The 21,353-nt window shown below is 38.5% G+C and carries 18 protein-coding genes, 1 tRNA gene and 1 pseudogene; 7 read left to right on the forward strand and 13 right to left on the reverse strand.

The window, feature by feature from the left end; genetic code table 11:
• Nucleotides 1-217 precede the first annotated feature (217 nt).
• The gene (locus CDG55_RS11175; RefSeq protein WP_087535761.1) at nucleotides 218-1,465 is read right to left on the reverse strand and encodes an MFS transporter; all 1,248 of its coding nucleotides are present in this window, start codon (nucleotides 1,463-1,465) and stop codon (nucleotides 218-220) included.
• Nucleotides 1,466-1,609: 144 nt separating this feature from the next.
• On the opposite strand from CDG55_RS11175, the gene CDG55_RS11180 reads away from it, so the two are divergent.
• From CDG55_RS11180 to CDG55_RS11195, 4 genes are all read left to right on the forward strand, one after another.
• The gene (locus CDG55_RS11180; protein ID WP_087535760.1) at nucleotides 1,610-2,236 is read left to right on the forward strand and encodes a 1-acyl-sn-glycerol-3-phosphate acyltransferase; all 627 of its coding nucleotides are present in this window, start codon (nucleotides 1,610-1,612) and stop codon (nucleotides 2,234-2,236) included.
• Between the two features lie 62 nt (nucleotides 2,237-2,298).
• Nucleotides 2,299-3,216 (forward strand): patatin-like phospholipase family protein, encoded by a 918-nt coding sequence (locus CDG55_RS11185; protein WP_087535759.1) that lies wholly within the window; start codon nucleotides 2,299-2,301, stop codon nucleotides 3,214-3,216.
• Between the two features lie 153 nt (nucleotides 3,217-3,369).
• Nucleotides 3,370-3,831 carry an NfeD family protein gene (locus CDG55_RS11190; protein ID WP_004664545.1) on the forward strand — a complete coding sequence of 154 codons (462 nt, stop codon included), beginning with the start codon at nucleotides 3,370-3,372 and terminating at the stop codon, nucleotides 3,829-3,831.
• A gap of 18 nt (nucleotides 3,832-3,849) precedes the next feature.
• Nucleotides 3,850-4,701: an SPFH domain-containing protein gene (locus tag CDG55_RS11195; protein WP_087535758.1), complete on the forward strand. Its 852-nt coding sequence runs from the start codon at nucleotides 3,850-3,852 to the stop codon at nucleotides 4,699-4,701.
• Between the two features lie 392 nt (nucleotides 4,702-5,093).
• Here CDG55_RS11195 and CDG55_RS11205 read toward each other — a convergent pair whose 3' ends face one another.
• The 3 genes from CDG55_RS11205 to prpF all read right to left on the reverse strand — a co-directional run bounded on the left by CDG55_RS11205 (nucleotide 5,094) and on the right by prpF (nucleotide 7,770).
• On the reverse strand, nucleotides 5,094-5,459 hold the full coding sequence (locus CDG55_RS11205; protein WP_087535756.1) for an MmcQ/YjbR family DNA-binding protein: 366 nt from the start codon (nucleotides 5,457-5,459) through the stop codon (nucleotides 5,094-5,096).
• Between the two features lie 48 nt (nucleotides 5,460-5,507).
• Nucleotides 5,508-6,419 carry a polyprenyl synthetase family protein gene (locus CDG55_RS11210; protein WP_087535755.1) on the reverse strand — a complete coding sequence of 304 codons (912 nt, stop codon included), beginning with the start codon at nucleotides 6,417-6,419 and terminating at the stop codon, nucleotides 5,508-5,510.
• Nucleotides 6,420-6,582: 163 nt separating this feature from the next.
• Nucleotides 6,583-7,770 (reverse strand): 2-methylaconitate cis-trans isomerase PrpF, encoded by a 1,188-nt coding sequence (gene prpF / locus CDG55_RS11215; RefSeq protein WP_087535754.1) that lies wholly within the window; start codon nucleotides 7,768-7,770, stop codon nucleotides 6,583-6,585.
• 368 nt (nucleotides 7,771-8,138) lie between these two features.
• Here prpF and CDG55_RS11220 point away from each other — a divergent pair, with 368 nt between their 5' ends.
• Together CDG55_RS11220 and CDG55_RS11225 are read left to right on the forward strand one after the other, a co-directional pair.
• On the forward strand, nucleotides 8,139-9,497 hold the full coding sequence (locus CDG55_RS11220; protein ID WP_087535753.1) for an amino acid permease: 1,359 nt from the start codon (nucleotides 8,139-8,141) through the stop codon (nucleotides 9,495-9,497).
• Nucleotides 9,498-9,567: 70 nt separating this feature from the next.
• Nucleotides 9,568-9,643, forward strand: a tRNA-Arg gene (locus CDG55_RS11225).
• 86 nt (nucleotides 9,644-9,729) lie between these two features.
• On the opposite strand, the pseudogene CDG55_RS11230 reads toward CDG55_RS11225, so the two are convergent.
• From CDG55_RS11230 to CDG55_RS11245, 5 genes and pseudogenes are all read right to left on the reverse strand, one after another.
• Nucleotides 9,730-9,969, reverse strand: a pseudogene (locus tag CDG55_RS11230) (metal-dependent hydrolase); the annotation flags it as partial.
• Nucleotides 9,954-10,088, reverse strand: coding sequence for a hypothetical protein (locus CDG55_RS15660; protein ID WP_416332998.1), 135 nt, complete (start codon nucleotides 10,086-10,088; stop codon nucleotides 9,954-9,956). The pseudogene CDG55_RS11230 and the gene CDG55_RS15660, both read right to left, overlap by 16 nt.
• A gap of 291 nt (nucleotides 10,089-10,379) precedes the next feature.
• Nucleotides 10,380-11,792 (reverse strand): glutamine synthetase family protein, encoded by a 1,413-nt coding sequence (locus CDG55_RS11235; protein ID WP_087535752.1) that lies wholly within the window; start codon nucleotides 11,790-11,792, stop codon nucleotides 10,380-10,382.
• A gap of 132 nt (nucleotides 11,793-11,924) precedes the next feature.
• Nucleotides 11,925-12,488: a phosphatase PAP2 family protein gene (locus CDG55_RS11240; RefSeq protein ID WP_087535751.1), complete on the reverse strand. Its 564-nt coding sequence runs from the start codon at nucleotides 12,486-12,488 to the stop codon at nucleotides 11,925-11,927.
• A gap of 111 nt (nucleotides 12,489-12,599) precedes the next feature.
• Nucleotides 12,600-13,664, reverse strand: a complete 1,065-nt coding sequence (locus CDG55_RS11245) for an AraC family transcriptional regulator (protein WP_087535750.1) — start codon at nucleotides 13,662-13,664, stop codon at nucleotides 12,600-12,602.
• Nucleotides 13,665-13,792: 128 nt separating this feature from the next.
• Between CDG55_RS11245 and CDG55_RS11250 the strand changes: the two genes are divergently transcribed.
• A complete protein-coding gene (locus tag CDG55_RS11250) occupies nucleotides 13,793-15,253 on the forward strand; it encodes a coniferyl aldehyde dehydrogenase (protein WP_087535749.1) in 1,461 nt (486 codons plus the stop codon).
• A 53-nt stretch (nucleotides 15,254-15,306) separates the two neighbouring features.
• Here the strand turns inward: CDG55_RS11250 and CDG55_RS11255 are convergent, their stop codons facing one another.
• From CDG55_RS11255 to kdpB, 4 genes are read right to left on the reverse strand one after another with little or no spacing between them, the layout of a single operon-like run.
• Nucleotides 15,307-16,011 (reverse strand): response regulator, encoded by a 705-nt coding sequence (locus CDG55_RS11255; protein WP_087535748.1) that lies wholly within the window; start codon nucleotides 16,009-16,011, stop codon nucleotides 15,307-15,309.
• A 9-nt stretch (nucleotides 16,012-16,020) separates the two neighbouring features.
• Complete coding sequence (locus CDG55_RS11260) at nucleotides 16,021-18,669, reverse strand: sensor histidine kinase (RefSeq protein WP_087535747.1); 2,649 nt, start codon at nucleotides 18,667-18,669, stop codon at nucleotides 16,021-16,023.
• A 13-nt stretch (nucleotides 18,670-18,682) separates the two neighbouring features.
• A complete protein-coding gene (kdpC, locus tag CDG55_RS11265) occupies nucleotides 18,683-19,318 on the reverse strand; it encodes a potassium-transporting ATPase subunit KdpC (protein WP_087535746.1) in 636 nt (211 codons plus the stop codon).
• Between the two features lie 9 nt (nucleotides 19,319-19,327).
• Nucleotides 19,328-21,340, reverse strand: coding sequence for a potassium-transporting ATPase subunit KdpB (gene kdpB / locus CDG55_RS11270; RefSeq protein WP_087535745.1), 2,013 nt, complete (start codon nucleotides 21,338-21,340; stop codon nucleotides 19,328-19,330).
• Between the last annotated feature and the right edge of the window lie 13 nt (nucleotides 21,341-21,353).

Here is a 21,353-nt window from a genome sequence, read left to right on the forward strand (position 1 = left end):
TTACATTTTATGAATTTTATAAAAAATTGTTTTTTATTAATAAATTTCAATGAATTAAATAATATTATTAAAAACACTATTCCATGAAAAATACTTATACGCAATCACGAGACTTTGAGTTAAAACAATAAGCTTTGCGAATGAAGCAATATAAAAATTATCCTTTATATTTCAAAATTAAGAAATATTAAAAGAAATTTGTAATAAAAATTTGTTTTCATCTTGTATTTTCTTTCCAATAGAACATCGGGAATAGACACAAAATAGCAACCATACAAATCAAGCATAAGTAACGATAATACCCAATTGCATCAGCCAAAATTCCACTTCCTAAATAGAGTAAACCACTCATCGTAGCCATAATCGATACCTGAAAAGTAAAATCTGTACCTGCAAATGCTTTGCGACTGTACTGCATAATCAAAGTTAAGATGACCACCAATAACATTGCTGAACATGCATCTTCAAATGCATTGACGATATATAACCAAAATGGCGTAATCTGCTGATTAGTTTCATAGCCATAAGCAATGCCCGTATAAGCAACTAAACTGATGATCTTCAGGATTGAGAAAGTAATTAAGCATTGTATTCTGGAAAAATGTTTCAATAAAAGCCCTGCAACACCTGCTCCCACCAGCGCTGCCATAGCACCAAATATGGTGATAAAAACACCTATTTGGGTGTAATTTAGGCCCATATCTACCATCAAAGGTTTTAATACTGGTCCTGCCAAACCATCAGCAACTTTAAAACTCAATAAGACCATCAACCACGTTTTTAACTCTTGAGAAGATGTAAAATACGTAAGATATTTTTTAATTGATCGGCTAAATGAAATCGAAGAAGTTGTCTGCGTGCTATTTGTGAAATGATGCCTAGGCTCTCGATAAAACAAAATAGGTAGGGTATTCAAAAAGACCAACATGGCTAAAATAAGAAATGTCTTTTGCCAATTTAACCAATCTAAACACCAAAGCACTGCTCCACCACCAACAATAAATCCTAAGCGTGAACCAATCACTTGAAAAGTATTACCCCAATGCTGTTGATCCTGTTTGAGTAAATTGACAGCTAAAGCATCTGTGGCAATATCTTGTGTCGCACCAGTAAAATTCATCAAAAAAAGTAAGACAAAGAAAATAAATAAATAACTCGGTTGATCAAGTGCTTGAATAGGGAAAAATGACAAAATAACCAAAATAAAAACACTGGATAATTGCGTCGGAATAATCCAGCTACGGTAATGCCCTAAACGAGAAAGTGCAAAACGATCAACATACGTCGCCCAAAAGATTTTGATCGACCAAGGCAGCATCAGTAAACCAAAACCACCGATATGTGCTAAAGAGACACCTTGTGCCCTTAAAATTACGGGTAAGGCATGGGTCATGAAACCTACAGGTAATCCCTGTGCCCAATATAAAGAAAACAATAAAATGTAAATCTGTCGAAGATTAAGCATTTACAGTTTTCCAGAGTAACAAAAGAGAGAACTCAAGTATCCAATCCTTTCATTGATCTGGCAATAAAATCTTAGTTTTTGCCAATGCTAGACCATTCATGAGCGTTTAACATAAATTGTAGTTATCATCGTATTTACAGATTTATGCCACAATATTTTCCTGACTTACCTCCGTTAGTGCCGCAACGTGGAACGGCTTTCAGTCGTACTTTGTGTAGAAAACTGTTTTTAGGACAAGGTTGGACTGTGGTTGGAGAAATTCCAAACTTACCCAAAGCAGTTGCGATTATTTCTCCACACACTTCAAATATTGATGGTTGGTATGGTTTCTTGGCAATTGGAGGGCTCGGTTTAAAAATTACAGTTTTGGGAAAAGATACTTTATTTAAACCACCTTTTAAGTCAATTTTAGATTGGGCAGGACTCATTCCTGTTCATCGTGACAGCACCAATGGCCTCACTGAGCAAGTGGTTGCGACTATTCACAAATATGACAAAATTTGGGTTGGCATGGCGCCCGAGGGAACACGAAAAAAAGCTGAAAAAATAAAAAGTGGCTTTTATCATATAGCTCATGCAGCAGGAATACCCATAGTGATGTTTGCTTTCGACTACGATCGCAAAACCATTTACAGCTTAGGAGCATTTACACCAACAGGTCACTATCAAAATGACCTTGAACAGATTATGCAGCGTTATGTTGGTCATTTTTCTCCAAAGAATCCTGCTTGGCTGGCAGAACCATTACAAAAACTAGTGAAAAAGGACTAGAAAATTAGGGGTAAATCTGCTCTGATGTGCCCATCTTTTTGTCTATTTTATCTCCACTTCATATGAAAATTGCTCGACTGTCTTGCTTGGCTTTATTCAGCTTAGCTTTATTTGGTTGTGATCAAACTGTAAAAAATGCTCCCCCTACGACTTCGATTAAAGCTCGTGAACCTGTTATCGCTTTGGCTTTAGGTGGAGGTGGTGCAAAAGGTTTTGCGCATATTGGCGTCATTAAAGTTTTAGAATCTCATGGTATTAAAGCTAAGATTGTCACTGGAACAAGTGCAGGTAGCTTTGTTGGAAGTATTTATGCAAGTGGGCAAACCCCTTATCAAATGCAAAATCTCGCATTAAAACTTCAAGAATCTGATTTGCGTGATCTTACCATCAATAGCCAAGGCATTATCCTTGGGCAAAAACTGCAAAACTATGTCAATACGCAAGTTGGTAACAAACCAATTGAAAAATTTCCAATTCGCTTTGCGGCGGTTGCCACTCGTTTAGACAATGGTAAAAAAGCTGAGTTTATTAAAGGAAATGCAGGTCAAGCCGTACGAGCCTCTTGCAGTATTCCTAACGTCTTTGTTCCATCTGTGATTGGTAATACCAAATATGTAGATGGTGGTTTAGTCAGTCCTATTCCTGTGAAAACTGCGAAAGATATGGGTGCTGATATTGTGATTGCAGTCGATATATCTGCGCGTCCAACAGGTGATAAACCATTAAGTATGTGGGGTTTATTGGATCAAACAATTAATATTATGGGACAACAAAGTATTAATGAAGAATTGAGCCAAGCAAATGTTGTAATTCAACCGAAAGTCGGTCATTTGGGTGTACTTGATCTGAAATCGAGTAATCAAGCAATTTTAGAAGGTGAAAAATCGGCTCAAGCGAAAATTACATCAATCCAAAATGCAATTGCAACATTTAAGAAATCTCCTGCTGCATTTAAACCTGCACCAAAAGCTAAATTCTAATCATTATCTTCAGGGGCTGCTGCTATTTTATAATAATCATCAGCCCCAATATCTAAAAAAACAATCTTTTTATATTCATAAACATAATGATCTGCTACAGTGCCAAAGTGAATGTTTTTTCACCTAACTCAGTTTAATGATGCGAGCAAATCTATGGAGTTTGTAGTTGAACCTTGGCACTGGTTTGTATTAGGAATTTTGCTGATCCTTTCAGAGTTGATTTTGACCGCTTTTGCTGCGTTATGGTTTGGCGTAGCCGCAATTATGGTCTGCATTTTACTATGGCTTTTCCCAATGATGGGCTTTACCACCCAAGTGGTCACATGGGGAATTTTATCCATTTTATGTACGATTCTTTGGTTTAAGTTTATCAAACCACTTTCAATTGATAAAACTAAAGCAGGTCTAGCACGTGAATCAACAATAGGTCAAGTGGGTATGGTGATTAAAACTGGACTTGATCATGGACAAATCGTCGTACGCTTTCCCATGCCCCTTTTAGGTTCTGATGAATGGAATTGCCGTTCTACAGCTCCAGTACAAGTTGGTGATCGTGTCCGAGTAATTGACATTTTAGGTAATGATTTAGTCGTTCAACCACACAGCAACTCATAAACATAAAGAGGGTTTCCAATGTCTGTCGGTAATATTGTTGTCTTAGCACTTTTAGCTTTTATTGGCATAACTATTTTTAAAGGGGTGCGTATTGTTCCTCAAGGGTATAAATGGATTGTACAACGTCTAGGTAAATACCATACCACCCTAAACCCGGGTCTGAACTTTGTTATTCCCTATATCGATGAAGTGGCATATAAAATTACAACTAAAGATATTGTGTTAGATATTCCATCACAAGAAGTGATTACTCGAGACAATGCTGTTTTGGTGATGAATGCAGTCGCTTATATCAATCTAACAACTCCAGAAAAAGCCGTGTATGGAATTGAAAATTATACGTGGGCGATTCAAAACCTAGTGCAAACTTCATTACGTTCGATTGTCGGCGAAATGGATTTAGATGATGCTTTATCATCTCGTGATCACATTAAGGCAAAATTAAAAGCTGCCATTTCTGATGACATTTCAGATTGGGGCATCACCCTTAAAACAGTTGAAATTCAAGATATTCAACCATCACATACCATGCAAGCTGCGATGGAAGCACAAGCAGCGGCTGAACGTCAACGTCGTGCAACGGTGACGAAAGCAGATGGTGAAAAACAAGCTGCGATTTTAGAGGCAGATGGTCGTTTAGAAGCTTCCCGTCGTGATGCAGAAGCTCAGGTAGTCCTTGCAGAATCTTCACAACGCGCAATTGAAATGATCACCACTGCTGTAGGTGATAAAGAAATTCCTGTTGCTTATTTATTGGGTGAGCAATATGTGAAAGCAATGCAGGATCTATCTAAATCAAGCAATGCAAAAACTGTGGTACTCCCATCGGATGTACTTAATGCTATCCGTGGAATTATGGGGAAACATTAATTTTAATAACTCAAATGTGTTACTGTTTGTAGTAGCACATTTGATCACATGAGAATTTTAAGCTCATGATTTATATTATAGGTTTAATCCTAAGTTTCATTTATTGTGGGCAACTTTTATCCTCAGAAATACAGTCTCGTAATACTTTTCATATGAAAAATGGTGACAAACCAAATGCATTTGTTACCATTTTTCCAGCTATTCCCTTTTTCCAAATTATATTTTTAATAATCTGTTGGCTATTAAATTATTTTTTCCATCCAATTGCGATCAAAGTTTTATGTACCTTATTTATCTTCCAATTCATTTTTTGGGTTATCAATTTTAAAAGAAATCAAAAGAAAGAATAAAGAGTTGAGTATAACTGTACTTAAACTCATGATTTAAAAAATTTATTGATTAATTAATTTACGGGTCTTAACTGGCAATTTTCCTGCCACCAAATCATAAGAATCTTTAATCAAGTCTTGCAGCAAATCTGCTGTAATTTCATCACCGCTGGCAATTGATATCCAGTGTTTCTTATTCATATGGTAACCTGCCGAAATTGAAGGATATAGCTCTTGATATTCCAAGCTTTTCTCAGGCTTGCATTTTATGGTTACAAGTAACTTCCCTGAATATGCACCAATCAACATAAACATCTTGTCAAAAATTTTAAACACCTCACAATCTGGTCCAAAGGGTTGGGACTGGATTGAAAAAGCAAGTTCTTGTCCATACTCGAGTGCAAGTTGTTGTAATTGATCGTCCTTCATAAAACCGTATCCTATTTTATTTCTTATCGTTTATGGTCTTGGCTTAGATCAATTTTGGCGTGCTAACAAGAATTGAGAAATTTCAACAAGTTCTTTAGCATCATCCCCGAAATATGCTAATGCTTCAAAAGCTTGATCATGTAAAGTTTGAGCATAAGCCTGAGCTTGAGCCAATCCCATCAATGCAGGATAAGTAGATTTTTGCACTTGCTCATCTTTGCCCGCAGTTTTACCTAAAATTTCAGTACTCGCGGTAATATCCAAAATGTCATCTTGTACTTGAAAAGCTAAACCAATGCTTTGCCCAAATTGGCGTAGTTTAGGAATTGCTTGATCTGTCCCAGTAAAGATAGTCACTGCACCCATCATGATCGCAGCTTGAATCAATGCACCCGTTTTATTACGGTGAATATTTTCTAATTCAGTTTGATCAACTTGTTTACCTTCAGCTTGTAAATCAAGCACCTGTCCGCAAACCATTTTAGAGCTTGCTGTCGCCAAAATCTGCATTTGTTTTAAGACAATGGCTGCATCTGTACCTTGACCTTGTTCATCAAACAAACGGCTGCCCAATATCTCAAATGCCATGGACTGTAAAATATCACCTGCCAATAGTGCAGTATCTTCACCAAATGCCACATGGCAAGTTGGTTGACCTCGACGTAACAAATCATTATCCATACACGGCAAATCATCATGTGCTAAGGAATAACAATGTATTAACTCAATCGCAACGGCAGCACGACGGGCCGCTGCAAAATTATGATTTGGCAATAAAGCTGCTGTTGCATAACATAATGCAGGACGAACACGCTTGCCGCCCAACATTACTGCATGATGAACGGCTGACTTTAAAGGTTCAGGAATAGAAAATGCAGCCAATGCTGTCAATAAATCTTGTTGAATACGTTGTTGAGATTGTTGTAAAACATCCGCATTAACTTGAGAAATAGATGACACGATTGCCTCGGGAAATTTTAATGAAAGGATCAACCGACAAAAACTTGCCAGAATGACAACATCATAACATTATTTATTTAGAGAAATTGTTTTTGTGTTTTTAATAACTTTAAAATAATAAAGCCTTCAAACGAAGGCTTTATTCATAAAATCAAATCAGCATTTAGAAAGTATCACCCGGCACACGTACCCAACCTTCCATCAATACACGTGCACTACGACTCATAATCGCTTTTTTGACAGCCCACTTCCCATCAATTAACTCGGCTTGAGCACCGACACGTAAAGTGCCTGATGGATGACCAAAACGAACTGCTTCACGCTCGCCACCACCTGCTACTAAATTCACTAAAGTGCCCGGAATTGCGGCTGCCGTTCCAATCGCCACGGCTGCTGTCCCCATCATGGCATGATGTAGCTTACCCATAGACAATGCACGTACCAATAAATCAACATCTGATACTTCAACAGTTTTGCCACTTGAAGAAGTATAGCTTTTAGGTTCTGAAACAAAAGCGATTTTAGGTGTATGCTGACGTGCTGCTGCTTCTGAAATATCTTTGATCAAGCCCATCTGAACTGCACCATATGTGCGAATTTTTTCAAAACGTGCTAAGGCTGCGGCATCCCCATTAATATGATCTTGTAATTCTGTTCCTTGATAGCCAATATCTTCAGCATTCAAGAAAATAGTTGGAATACCTGCGTTAATAAATGTCGCTTGGAATGTTCCAACATCAGGCACAACCAATTGATCAACAACATTTCCTGTAGGGAACATATCCCCACCCTCTTCACCATCATCAGCAGGGTCTAAAAATTCAATTTGCACCTCTGCTGCAGGGAAAGTCACTCCATCTAATTCAAAATCACCTGTTTCCTGAACCTGACCATTGGTTACTGGGACATGTGCAATAATGGTTTTTTGAATATTCTTTTGCCAAATGCGTACCGTACAAATCCCATTTTCAGGAATACGATCTGCATCGACCAAACCATTAGAAATCGCAAATGAACCGACTGCTGCTGTCAAGTTGCCACAGTTACCACTCCAATCTACAAAAGCTTGATCAATTGAAACTTGTCCAAATAAATAGTCGACATCGTGCTCTGGCTCGGCACTTTTTGCCAAGATCACAGTTTTACTGGTACTTGAAGTTGCACCGCCCATACCATCAATCTGTTTACCATACGGATCTGGACTTCCTATAACTCGTAGCAAGAGCAAGTCACGTGCCTTTCCTGCAACTTGTGCGGCTTCAGGTAAATCATTGAGATTGAAAAAGACACCTTTACTCGTGCCACCACGCATGTAGGTTGCAGGGACTTTAATTTGTGGTACTGAACTCATGTCAATTTCATCCTTTTATCATGTTCTTGGTGCAAGTGAATGTGAGCTTAAATTATCGTAGAGTCATCTGAAATGCCATACGACTATACGATTAAAGCAAAACGGAATAGATAAAGCACATCGTATATATTGAGTAAAGTTGAATAACTCAACAATGGCACGAAAATAAACAACTGCTGTTTAAAAAACAAAATTTTGATTTAAATGTCTAAAATACCACCACAACTTAGTTTACCATTCGTTCAAATATATGATTTTAAATAACTTTTAAAAACTACTTTCCAGTCATAGCCAAGTTGTACTTTTACTAGGCTAAAACTTTGCAATCTATTAGAATATTCCACTTATTCCTCGTCGAGCTCAGTCCTTTGAACAACGATTCTTCTCAACTTCAGCGTGGACTAAAAAACCGCCATATCCAGCTCATTGCTATGGGTGGAGCTATTGGTACGGGCTTATTTTTAGGTTCTGCGCAAGTCATCCAGTCTGCTGGACCATCAATTATTTTGGGTTATGCAATCGGTGGTTTAATTGCATTTCTCATCATGCGCCAATTAGGTGAAATGATTGTCGAAGAACCTGTCGCTGGTTCATTTAGTCATTTTGCTTATCAATATTGGGGGAAGTTTCCAGGATTCTTATCAGGTTGGAATTATTGGGTACTATATATCCTTGTTGCGATGAGTGAACTGACTGCGGTTGCAAAATACATTAACTACTGGTGGCCTCATATTGCGGCTTGGCAATCAGTGTTATTTTTCTTTGTCATTATTACGGCAATTAATTTAACTAACGTTAAATTATATGGTGAATCAGAGTTTTGGTTAGCTATCATTAAAGTCACAGCTGTTGTCGCTATGATTTTATTTGGTTTGTTTTTACTTTTCACAGCAGATGCGAATTCAACAGCCTCATTTAGTAACCTTTGGTCACATGGTGGATTTTTTCCAAACGGTTTTGATGGTTTGTTTTACATGCTTGCCTTTATTATGTTTGCTTTCGGTGGAATCGAACTGATTGGTATGGCTGCGGCAGAAGCGAATGATCCAAAGAAAACCATTCCAAAAGCAATTAATCAAGTTGTTGTGCGTATTTTGGTTTTCTATGTTGGCTCATTAGCGATTCTCCTTTCACTTGTGCCTTGGAACCAACTGGATTTAGGTGGTTTAGACAAAAGTCCATTTGTGATGATTTTTAGTCAAATGGGAATTAGTTGGGCGGCTCATTTACTTAACTTCATTATCTTAACAGCAGCTTTATCTGTATATAACAGCGGTATGTTTGCCAATAGCCGTATGCTTTTCGGTTTAGCACAACAAGGGAATGCGCCTAAAGTTTTCGCTAAAGTAAATAAACAAGGTGTACCGATTCCTGCTGTTTTATTATCTGCTTTATTGATTTTTGGTTGCGTACTGTTGAACTATTTTGTTCCAGAAGATGCCTTAGGTCATTTGATGTATGTGGTGGTTGGCGCTCTAGTGCTTAACTGGGCGATGATCAGCTTAACTCATTTAAAATTCAAAGCGATGGTCAAGGAAAAGAATTTAAAAACGAGTTTCCCTGCGTTATGGTCACCAATCAGTAACTACTTAGTCTTAGTTTTCATTGCAGTCGTACTGTACATCATGTGGCAACAAGGTTTCAAAGAATCTGTGCTGATGATCCCAATCTGGATTGTATTGATGTTTGTGCTATATAAAGCTTTAAATCTTAAAGCGAAAGACTAAATATCTGATCAAATTCATCAAAAAGTGATTGCTTAGGCAATCACTTTTTTGTTTATAATCATAAAATTATGCGCTTATAGCTTAACTGGATAGAGCAGTTGCCTCCTAAGCGACCGACGTGGGTTCGAGTCCCGCTGAGCGCACCATTTAGATAATTGAGATATAAACACTCGCATCCTTGAATAAAGTAAAAATCGATAAATAATTAATTTTTAAAAATAAATTTAACTATTTAATTAGCTAATAATCCTTTCACTTCGGTGAGTAAATCTTGCTGGTCTATCTCAGACGGATGAAAACTAGCTTTATAGAATGCTAAATCATCAGGCAGTAAACGCCATGTCATTTGAGTCAGCCCTAAAAGCGTTTGAGCATTTTTTAAAAGTCGTGCTGTGGAGTACAAGGTATTTTTGCGGTCTTGTTAGGCAAGATGACTGGTCATCACAATCGTACTAGTTATAAATCCCACTGTGGAAAGCTCATCGATAGTGCTGTGAGAAAATGTGACATTAGCGTAGATTCAGTATAGTGCGCTTTAATTTTCTCAGGTTTAAACTGCGTTTGGCGCACCGTAATTGTATTATGTAACATTATGGCTTTCCTTCCCCTAAAACTAAAACGCAAACAGCTTGAACTACATTAACAAGACTACCAAGAAATCATATATTCAACAGCAAACCGACAAGAGCTACATCATCCATTGAACAAGCTTAGATATAAATTCAATCATAGTTCCAAATTAGAACTATGATTGAATTATAATCTACTATTCATGCTGTCAATTTGTTTTTCATGTATTTTCTCAATTTGTCCTATAAAGATATTTTGTGACCTTAAAGCAGTTATTTGCTAAATCAAGGCTAGATAAATCAATAGATCTACCTAAATATCCCAAGACTTTTCAATTAATGTGATTTGACTGTGAACGCTTTGATGTTCTGCTTGTTTTACTGTGCACCATAGTTCCATAAATTCTTCACCTAAATATTCTGCAAGTATCTTGTTATTTTTAAACAATTTTAAAGCTTCCATTTGCTCAATTGGCAATAAATAATGTTTAGATTTAAACGTAAGTTGATTGATTTGTTTCGGTACTTCTAACTGGTGTGTTAAACCATAGAGTGTGCCAATCAAAATCATGGCAATGCTAAGATAAGGATTACAATCTGCTCCTGCCACACGGTATTCCAATCTTTGATTTTCTTGATCAGAGCACGGTATTCGAATAGCGACATTACGGTTATTCAGCCCCCAACTCGCCTCTAAGGGAACATGATGACCTGTTTTAAAGCGTCTAAAAGAGTTTAAATTGGGTGCCAAAATTGCCATCGAACTTGGCATTAACCATAACAAACCACTGATGACTTTTAAGAGATCTTGAGATAACTCATCTTTCCGAGGACTAAAAATATTGTTTTGATCGTGATCAAGCAAACTCATATGAAAATGCATGCCACTGCCCGCTTTTAACAAATCTGGCTTTGCTAGAAAATTTGCACGAAATCCGTGTTTATGTGCAATTTGTTTAATGGTTCGTTTTAACAACATAATCTGATCACATAACTTTAAAAGATCACATGTGTGTTGCAGATTAAGCTCATATTGCCCTAAAGATGCTTCAGAAATAATTCCTGTAATTATAATATTCTGTAGTTTAGCGATAGCTTCAATCTCATCTAAAATTTGTTGATGTGTATCAGAGAGATGAATATCAAAACATTGAGTTATTAATTCTTGAACTTCCTGTTCCCCATTCAACGGCTGAAAATAAAATTCTATTTCTGCAGCAATACAAGGGTGAAAATTTTTTTCATGTAATTGTTTGAGTATTCTTTTTAAAATATTACGAGGTTCAATTAAACATTCTTGATGGCGATCATCTTTCATCGTCAATAACAATTGAGCATTAGTTTCAGGCTCAATGGCGCAAGGTTGCAATGAACCTAGGATAGGCTGACACAAATGATCTGGTTCACCAATAAATTTACCCAATCCTGTTTCTTCTATCACATTTCCATTTAGACTCATCGCATAAATAGAAATAGGTAAATAACATGCTTTCACCAATTGTGTTAAGCATTTGACATCAATTCTTTTACCTCGTAGATGTCCATTCAAATCATACAAATAAATATCAATATGTTGTGTATTCGGATACTTTTCTAAATAATGATCTACTTCCTCTAAAAACAATCCCTTATCGAACAGAATACTTTCAGATTTTTTCTCATTTGATTGATTAATCACATTATTAGAATTTAATAGCTGATTCAATTCTACAAAGACAGCATTCATAAATTAAACCAAGTTCATATTGTTATGAATAGAATAATTTATGCTTATAAATATGTAACGTTAAGATAATATAAACTTATCTCAGCTCAGTATAAATTTATCGTAAAATTCAAATAACCATTTAGCATTTTGTTAGACATCATAAGCACTGGTCGATGTAATTTTACGAATTCTAACAGTCAATTCATTCTCGATATAATTGACAGATACAACCAACATCAAACCAATCATAAAAGATCCAATGATATCAAATGGAAAATGAACCCCAACATAAATCCTTGATAAACCAACGACAATACCGGCAAAAATACCGAATATACCAATCTTCTTAAAGCCTGCTAACCAATATGAAAAAGCAATGATTGCAATGGTTAAGGTATGCTGACTGGGAAATGATGAACTTGGACCATGTCCAATAAGTTGATGACCTAGTCCTATTTCAAACGGACGTGGATGATGGTAGAAAACTTCAGCCAAATCACTCAGGATTAAAGAAAGTAACACAATTAAAAGTGTCTTAGCGAATAAATAGTTATAGATCTTCCATTTGTAAATCAATAAAAATAAGAGAAAACATATAAAAACTGTATTTAAATCATGAGCTGTAAATATGGCAACTCTATCCACAATCGCATTCTGAGTCGCAAATGAGTTTATGCAATCAAACAAGTAAATGTTTAAGCTTTCAAATATCATTGCATATTTATCTTTTTAGATTCGCTCATCGCAATATATAAGCGAATCATGAAAGAATGATTAAATCTCTATCAAAATTAATTTTAAATAATCTCTAGCTCTTGCATTTCACTAAGCAAACTTTTTACGATATTGATTAGGTGAAATTCCCGTCCAATGACAATACGCTTTCCTAAAGTTTGAAGTATCTGAAAAACCAAGCCTTTCAGCAATTTCATCCATACTCAGTGTTGTCGCCGCTAGATATTCATCGGCAAGACGTGTTCGCGTACTATCCAATATTTCTTGATAACTCACATTCAAATCGGCTAAACGGCGATATAAGGTTCTTTTAGATAGATGTAATTGATCTGCCATCTGTTGAGCAGTTGGAAAATTCCCAACACTGTCCAAGAAAATAAGACGAATCGTTTTGATCAGTTCAGATTCCTCATCATTTTCATCACCCAACATCCGTTCACAAAAAGACTGACACATATCCGCAGTAATCGGATTTGCATTTGGACAAGGTGCATCTAACCATGCTAAATCGAAATGCCATTGCATCACCTCTGCATCAAACTCTACAACACAACCAAATACCTTTTGATATTCATCTGCATATTCAGGGGCAGGATAAGGCAGTAATAACCTTTTAGCTTGAAATGGCGCTTCGAGTACACACTGAATTAAGGTCTGCATTGAACTAAACCAAAACTCGCAAATTAATGGTAATAAATGCCCTAAAGCAATAATTTCTTTAGCTTCAAAAATTGCAGTATCATTTTGTATATAAAATGATTTTTGCAGTACAGGACTGGCTAGTTTGATATGTCGAATACCAAGTTCGACGGCTTGTTGAAAATTACGGGAAGAGTACAGTGCATAACCGTACACCCCGAAATCTGATAATTTTTGTTTTTGGCCTGCCCTAAGCCCGATCAATGGATCTTTAGACAAAGATTGGATATTTTGAAATAACTTCAACTTTTGATATTGAGATATTGTTGTGGTCGCACTTGTTAACGCATCATGCGTAATACCCGTACCATCTAATATCTGAGCGATGGAATATCCTTGTTTTTGCATTTCATCAAACAAACTGCTTAAACCAAGTATAGGCGTGCCTTGACCGAATAGCGTATGATCATAACGAGCTTCAATATAAATATTTTGCTCAATATTCTGTTTAGGCATTTTTACTTTATCCATTCGATCAGTAGATAATGGCACTAAATTACTTTTTGTTGTCTCAATTTAACATCGACTAAAAATTCAATCAATCATAAAGTCTATTTCTACCAATAAGCATGGAAGGAGCAACAATGACACTTTCTCATTCGCAGGAATTTAGCGACTCGGCAACTAAACATATGCACTTGGTATTCGCCCAACAACGTGCTGCTTTTGATGCGAATCCTTATCCTGATCTCGATGCTCGACGTACAAAATTATTCAAACTTAAAAAACAAATTATTCGTTATCAAGACGTCATTGCAACTGCTATCAATAGCGATTTTAGTTCTCGATCGGTAGATGAATCAAAGCTATTGGATTTATTAGGCTCTGTTTTGGAAGCAGAACATGCCATTCGACATTTACGTAAATGGATGCGACCGAGTAAACGAAGTACTGAATTACTGTTTTTATCAAACCGTCTGGCTGTCCAATATCAACCGAAAGGTGTGGTCGGTGTGATTGTGCCGTGGAACTTCCCCGTTTATTTGGCGCTTGGTCCATTGGTTGCGGCAATCGCTGCGGGCAATCGAGTCATGATTAAACTGCCCGAAATTACACCTGCAACTAATGCAGTGCTGAGACGTATGCTGGCTGAAGTTTTTTCTGAAGATGAAGTTTGTATTTTCGGTGAAGAAATTCTTAATCCTGCACAATTCACATCACTCCCTTTTAACCATATTGTATTTACTGGTTCACCTGCAATTGGTCGAGTGGTAATGCGTGCAGCAGCAGAAAACCTAACGCCTGTCACATTAGAATTAGGCGGTAAATCCCCTGCGCTTGTCAGCCGTCATTATCCATTAGCCGATGCAGCTAAACGGGTATTGCATGGTAAGGCAACCAATTGTGGGCAAATCTGTGTTGCACCTGACTATGCACTTGTACCCAAAGAACAAGTGAATCAGTTTGCAGAAGAATGTAAAAAGAATTTTACGGCGATGTATGGCAGTAACATCAGCAATAATTCTAACTATACCTCTATCGTCAATGATCGCCATTTCAAACGCCTATTAGAAATCCTAGACGATGCCAAAGCCAAAGGCGCTCAAATTATTGCCTGTGCCGAATATGATCGTGACAAAGATGCGCGTCGTATGCCTGTACATATTGTACTGAATTGCACACCCGATATGCGTATTCTAAAAGAAGAGCTGTTTGGCCCAGTATTGCCCGTAGTGGCTTACGATAGCCTTGATGATGCAATTGCCTATATCAAAGCAGGTGAACGACCTTTAGCACTCTATTGTTTCACCCATGATTCAACCGAACGTGACTACATCTTAAAACAAACTCATTCAGGCGGTGTCACGATTAATGATTGGGGCTGGCATGTGGTCAACCATGATGCACCATTTGGTGGTATTGGTAACTCGGGTATGGGGACTTATCACGGTGAAGAAGGTTTCCGTGAGCTTTCACATGCGAAAACGGTTTTTGCTCGCCATCGCTTCTTCCCAACGCAATTATTCTATCCACCTTATGGCACTTGGGTACAAAAACTGGCATTAAGTTTCTTCTTGAAAAAAGGCGATCCAAACTTAAAATAAACGGTTTATTCGTCAGAAAGAGAGTTTTGCAAACTCTCTTTTTATTTTTCAATTTAGGATTGTCCTTGGAAACGTAACCCCACGCCTGCAATGGTAAAAATATATTTTGGAGTGACCGCAGAATCTCCAATTTTGCTGCGGAGTTTTTTCACCAAGATTCGAAGATAATGGGTATCTTCTTCATGGCTAATACCCCATAGCTCGGTCATAATTTGTTTTTGCGTAACAATCTTCCCCTGATGGCGAATCAATAGTGCTAACAGTTGAAATTCTTTTTTGGTGAGAACAATTTCTTCCTGGGCAAACGTCACCACATGCTCAGCCACATCCACAGATAATTGACCATCATCAAATACAATGTTCTGTTCAGACTGTTGTGGTTTATTACGAAACATCACTCGAATACGGGCACATAATTCCTGAATGCTAAACGGTTTGGTCACATAATCATTCGCACCTGCATCGAGCAATTTAATTTTTTGATTTTCATCAGGACGGGCAGATAGCACAATCACAGGAATATCTGACCATTGCCTCATCTCAGTCAACACCTGCTGTCCTTCCATATCTGGCAAACCCAAATCTAAAATCAGTAAATCCGCACCACGGGTTGCCAAAATTTCTAAGCCTTTCATGCCATTTTCAGCAACATGCACCTGATAACCTTGCGCACGTAAAGCAATGTCTAAAAATTTTCGAATTTGTGGCTCATCATCAATAATAAGAATTGAAGCTTGAGTATTTAATGTATGAGGCATGAAATCATTTTAATCCTGATGTAAAGGTAATCGTATTCTAATTAAAGTGCCTTGACCATGTTTCCCACTAAAAGCTTCAATACTGCCCATGTGCGCACCAATGATGGCTTTTACGATCGAAAGACCTAGCCCTGTTCCTGTTTTCCCTCGATCGCCACGCTGCATGGTATAGAACATATCAAAAATTTGTTCACGTTCATGTTCAGGAATGCCGATCCCCTGATCGATAATGTCAATTTGCAGAAATTGTTGCTCTTGCTGAATCTTTATTTCAATCGGAACATTCAATGGTGAGAACTTGGCGGCATTTTCCAAGACATTAAAAATGGCTTGTTCAATCAAAGCAGGATGCACATACAATTGCGGAAGTTCTTCCGCCAAAGCAACCTCGATTTTCACCTCAGGCTGATAGCGTTTCAGTCGTTGCGTTGCCGAGCCAATTAGCTCATCCACACCGATCCAAGCACGACTCAAAGTCAACCCTTGATGACCTAATCGCGTCATATCCAACAGGTTTTGAATATAACGATCCAGTCTTTCACCCTCAATGTGAATAGTATCTAATAATTCATGCCGATCGCTTTCAGGCATCTGTTCACCATAATATTTAAGCGTATCTGCTGAACCAATCATCGCGGCTAAGGGTGAACGTAAATCATGCGATACCGAAGAAAGTAAGGCTGAGCGTAACTTTTCCGTTTCAGCCACCACTCTAGAGTTTTCTAACTGTAAAGAGAGCTGAACCCGAGCAACAGTTTGCGCAATGTCTTCAATCATCAACTCAGTTAAACGTTGCAATTCAAAACTAATACTTTGAGCGTTTTGATTAAACCGAATTGCAATCACCCCATATTCTTTCACCAAATTTAACGGAATAAACCACCAATTAGAATTGGTCAGTGTATTGGTAAAACGTCCACAGGGTTTCGCATTCTTTTGTGTCCAATCTGCGGCAATCTGATCTTTTTCATTTAAAGCAGTGACATCGCCTAAAGACTGATTTTCAACTTTTAACCAGACCGTAGCATTTAATGAAGTTTCCAAATGTTGTTTGGCGACATTTAACACCTGTTCAATATCTACACAGGTCGATAGCTTGCGATCTAATTCTTGTAATTGTAACGAGACTGAATTTGCTGCGCGTAAACTCAGCACCTGAGCACGTAATTGATTGGCTAAACGCCCGACCAGTAAGGCTGAAATAATGAACGTGATAATGGTAATCACGCCGCGTTCAGCGCTGATTCGAAAGGTAAATCGTGGTTCAATAAAAAAGTAGTTATAGAGTAAAAAACAGATGAATACGCTGATAATTGTAATCAACATACGGGCACGTATCGCAACCAATAATACAGTCACAATAAAAATCAAAGCTAAGTCGCTATACCCAATAAAATGATCACTGATTGCCGCCACAATCAGTCCTAGCAATACAATGATGATACTTTCAAACACTTCACGTTGATTAAACGCCAAGCCTTGTTCCAGCCAAGATGAATGCGCCACATCTTTCTGCAAACGCTTTTCACTATTTTGAGCTTTTAAAGGCTGAACAAAGGTGATTTCAAAAGGATGCTGTTTCTCTAACAGTTGATCGGCAATATGATCTGAAAATAGGCGCTGCCATAACGATTTTTGAGGGCTTTTGCCGAGTAAAATATTAGATGCACCATAATCATAAGCCGCCTGTAAAATGGTCGATGCAATATGATTGCTATACAGTAAATAGGTATCGGCACCGAGCTTATGCGCTAGATTAAAAGCCTTCGTCACTGCAAAGGCTTGAGGCGTTTCAACCTTACTTCTTTGAATTGAAATGACGCTCCACGTTGCATTGCGCCTTTCTGCAATTCGATGCGCACGGCGTACCAAATCTTCAGAGAATTCAGAACCACCAATTGCCAACATGACGTGATTTTGAATCGGGATGATCTGCCCTTGCGCAACAAATTTTTCTCGATAATCAATATCGACTTGCCCTGCAACAGTTTGAATTGCCAGATCACGTAACGCTGTCAAATTCGCAGCTTTAAAAAAACCTTGTAATGCATGGGGTGCAACATCGGCGAAATAAATCTTGCCATGATTCATTCGTTCTAATAATTCAGGAACAGGTAAATCAACCAGTCGAATATCTTTCAAACGTTTCAGTAATGCATCGGGGACAGTTTCAGTGACCCGAATCCCCGTAATTTGAAAAACCACATCATTCAGACTTTCCAAATGCTGAATATTTAAGGTGCTATACACATCAATGCCTGCATCCAACAACTCATTGACATCTTGCCAACGATATTCATGCCGACTATTGGGTATATTGCGATGGGCCAATTCATCAACAAGCACAATTTGAGGCTTTAATTTAAGAATTTGGTCGAGATCCATCTCTTCCAACATTCGCCCCTGATATTCCACAGACTTTCTTGGAATAACATTCAACCCTTGAATCAAACGTTCGGTATCAGATCGACCGTGGGTTTCTACGACCCCAACCATCACATGCTGCCCTTGTTGCATCAGTTCATGCGCTCGGGTCAGCATGGCATAGGTTTTCCCAACCCCAGGTGCTGCACCCAAGAAAATGGTTAAACGTCCAGATTGTTCACGTTGACTATGTGCCAACCATGCATCTGCTTTATTGTTTCGGTCGATCTGCATAAGGTCTGCTCTATCAACGTATGGTCGATGACAATTGCTCTAAGGCTAAATTTAACTGCAACACATTCACTCGCGCTTGCCCATATACGCCGAACTGTGCAGGCTGAATTTGTTGTTGTACCAAATCACGAACTTGTTGCTCAGGTAAATGACGTTGCTGTGCCACTCGTTTCACTTGTAAAAAAGCACTTTCAGGTGAAATATCAGGATCAATCCCACTACCTGATGCTGTCACCATATCGTTCGGCACGTGTTGCTCAGTAATATGATTATTCTGGGCAAATCGCACTGTTCGCTCTTTAATTTGTGCTTGTAAATCAGGATTAGAGATTGCCAAATTACTGCCTGCCATGCCATCGACATTGTAACTTACCGCACTTGGTCGTCCATGGAAATATTGTTCACTAACAAAGTTTTGCCCTACCAAGCTTGAACCAATAATTTTACCATCCAGTTCAATGACACTACCATTGGCTTGTTTGGGAAAGATCAACTGCGCAATGGAAACACTTATCGCACTATACAACACACCTGCAATCAAAAAGCCAACCAAGATCAAACCAATACTCGGGCGTAGGACTGAATGTCCTTGATTAGATAATGCCAAGTCCTGTTGATTCAATTGCTCATGACTCAATAAAGTATTCATTTCCAACTCCTAAATCCACAATGACACAACAAGGTCAATCAGCTTGATCACAATAAACGGAAAGATCACACCACCTACACCATAGATCAGCATATTACGGCGTAACAATTGCAGCGCACTGGCAGGTTTGAATTGAACGCCTTTGAGTGCCAATGGAATCAGCATTGGAATAATCAAAGCATTAAAGATCAAAGCGGAAATCACGGCACTGCTTGGACTACTAAGCTGTAAAATATTAAGTACCCCAAGTTGTGGAATCGCCACGGCAAACAATGCAGGTAAAATCACAAAATACTTAGATACGTCATTTGCTAACGAAAAAGTGGTTAATGCTCCACGAGTAATCAATTGCTGTTTACCAATTTCAACCACATCTAGCAATTTGGTCGGATCGGAATCCAAGTCCACCATATTGCCTGCTTCTTTGGCAGCCTGAGTACCCGAATTCATGGCTAAACCAATATCAGCTTGCGCCAAGGCTGGTGCATCATTGGTACCATCACCCACCATTGCGACTAATTTTCCTGCTGCTTGCTCATTACGAATGCACGCTAATTTGTCCTCAGGTCTCGCTTCTGCAATATAATCATCTACACCTGCTTCAGCGGCAATTGCAGCTGCGGTCAAAGGATTATCCCCTGTTACCATGATGGTTTTAATCCCCATCTCTCGTAACAATGCAAAGCGCTCTTTAATCCCTTGTTTAATCACATCTGAAAGTTCAATCACGCCTAAAATATTATGATTCGAAGCAACCACAAGCGGTGTCGCACCTTTAGAAGCGACTTGTTCCACACGGGTTTTAAGCTCAATATTGTCTTTGATTTCTTGGTTGGTAAAGTTAAGAATAGCATCGACTGCACCTTTACGAATCGTTTGTCCTGTGACCAAGTCCACCCCAGATAAACGTGTTGAGGCACTAAACTGGATGAACTCAGCATCTTTCGGCTCTTGAATACATTCGCCTAACTCTTTGCCAAGGCTGATGACCGACTTACCTTCAGGCGTTGGGTCAGCAAAAGAGGTCAGCATGGCTGCTTGGCGCAATTCACTTGGCGTTACACCTGCCAATGGATAAAAGGCGGTCGCTTGGCGATCTCCATAGGTGATCGTGCCTGTTTTATCCAACAGCAACACATCAATATCACCTGCAACTTCAACCGCTTTCCCTGATTTTGCTAAGACATTGGCTTTTAAAGCACGATTCATTCCCGCAATCCCGATTGCTGGGAGCAAGCCGCCAATCGTAGTTGGAATCAAACAGACCAACAGTGCAATCAGTAAGACGATACTGATTTTGATCCCGACCATAGATCCAATAACAGGTAAAGTCAGCACCACCACAATAAAGGTGATGGTCATAATATTGAGTAATATACTCAATGCGATCTCATTTGGTGTCTTTTGACGGTTGGCACCTTCCACCAAGGCAATCATACGGTCTAAGAAGCTATGCCCTGCTTCATTACTGACTCGAATAATAATTTTATCGGACAAAACCTTAGTTCCGCCAATCACCCCTGAACGGTCAGTATTGGCTTCACGCAGTACGGGTGCAGATTCACCTGTAACGGCTGATTCATTGATCGTGGCAAAACCCTGAATAATCTCACCATCCGCAGGAATAATTTCACCTGCCTTGACAACGACAAGATCATCTTTTTTGAGTAGGTTTGCGGAAATCACAGTCGGCACAGCATTTAAATAGAGAATTCGATTTGCGGTTAAGTTTTCACGCGCCTGACGTAAAGATGCAGCTTGTCCACGTCCCTTGGCTTCTGCAACCGCCTCGGCATAATTAGCAAATAAGACCGTGACCAATAAAATCAAACTTAGGACTAAGCCAAAACCAAAACTGGCATTACCCATCAAAGTGGCAACAAGGGTTAAAACTGTTCCTACCCACACACATGCCATCACTGGATTTTTAAACGCGTGTTGAGGCAGCAATTTATGGAAAGTTTGCTGAATAATTTCTTTATTCAAGATATCCATCTGTTGTGTCGCATTTGAATGTTTCATTGTGCTTGCTCCA

This window comes from Acinetobacter sp. WCHA45 (genome assembly GCF_002165255.2).
Classification (GTDB): Bacteria; Pseudomonadota; Gammaproteobacteria; order Pseudomonadales; family Moraxellaceae; genus Acinetobacter.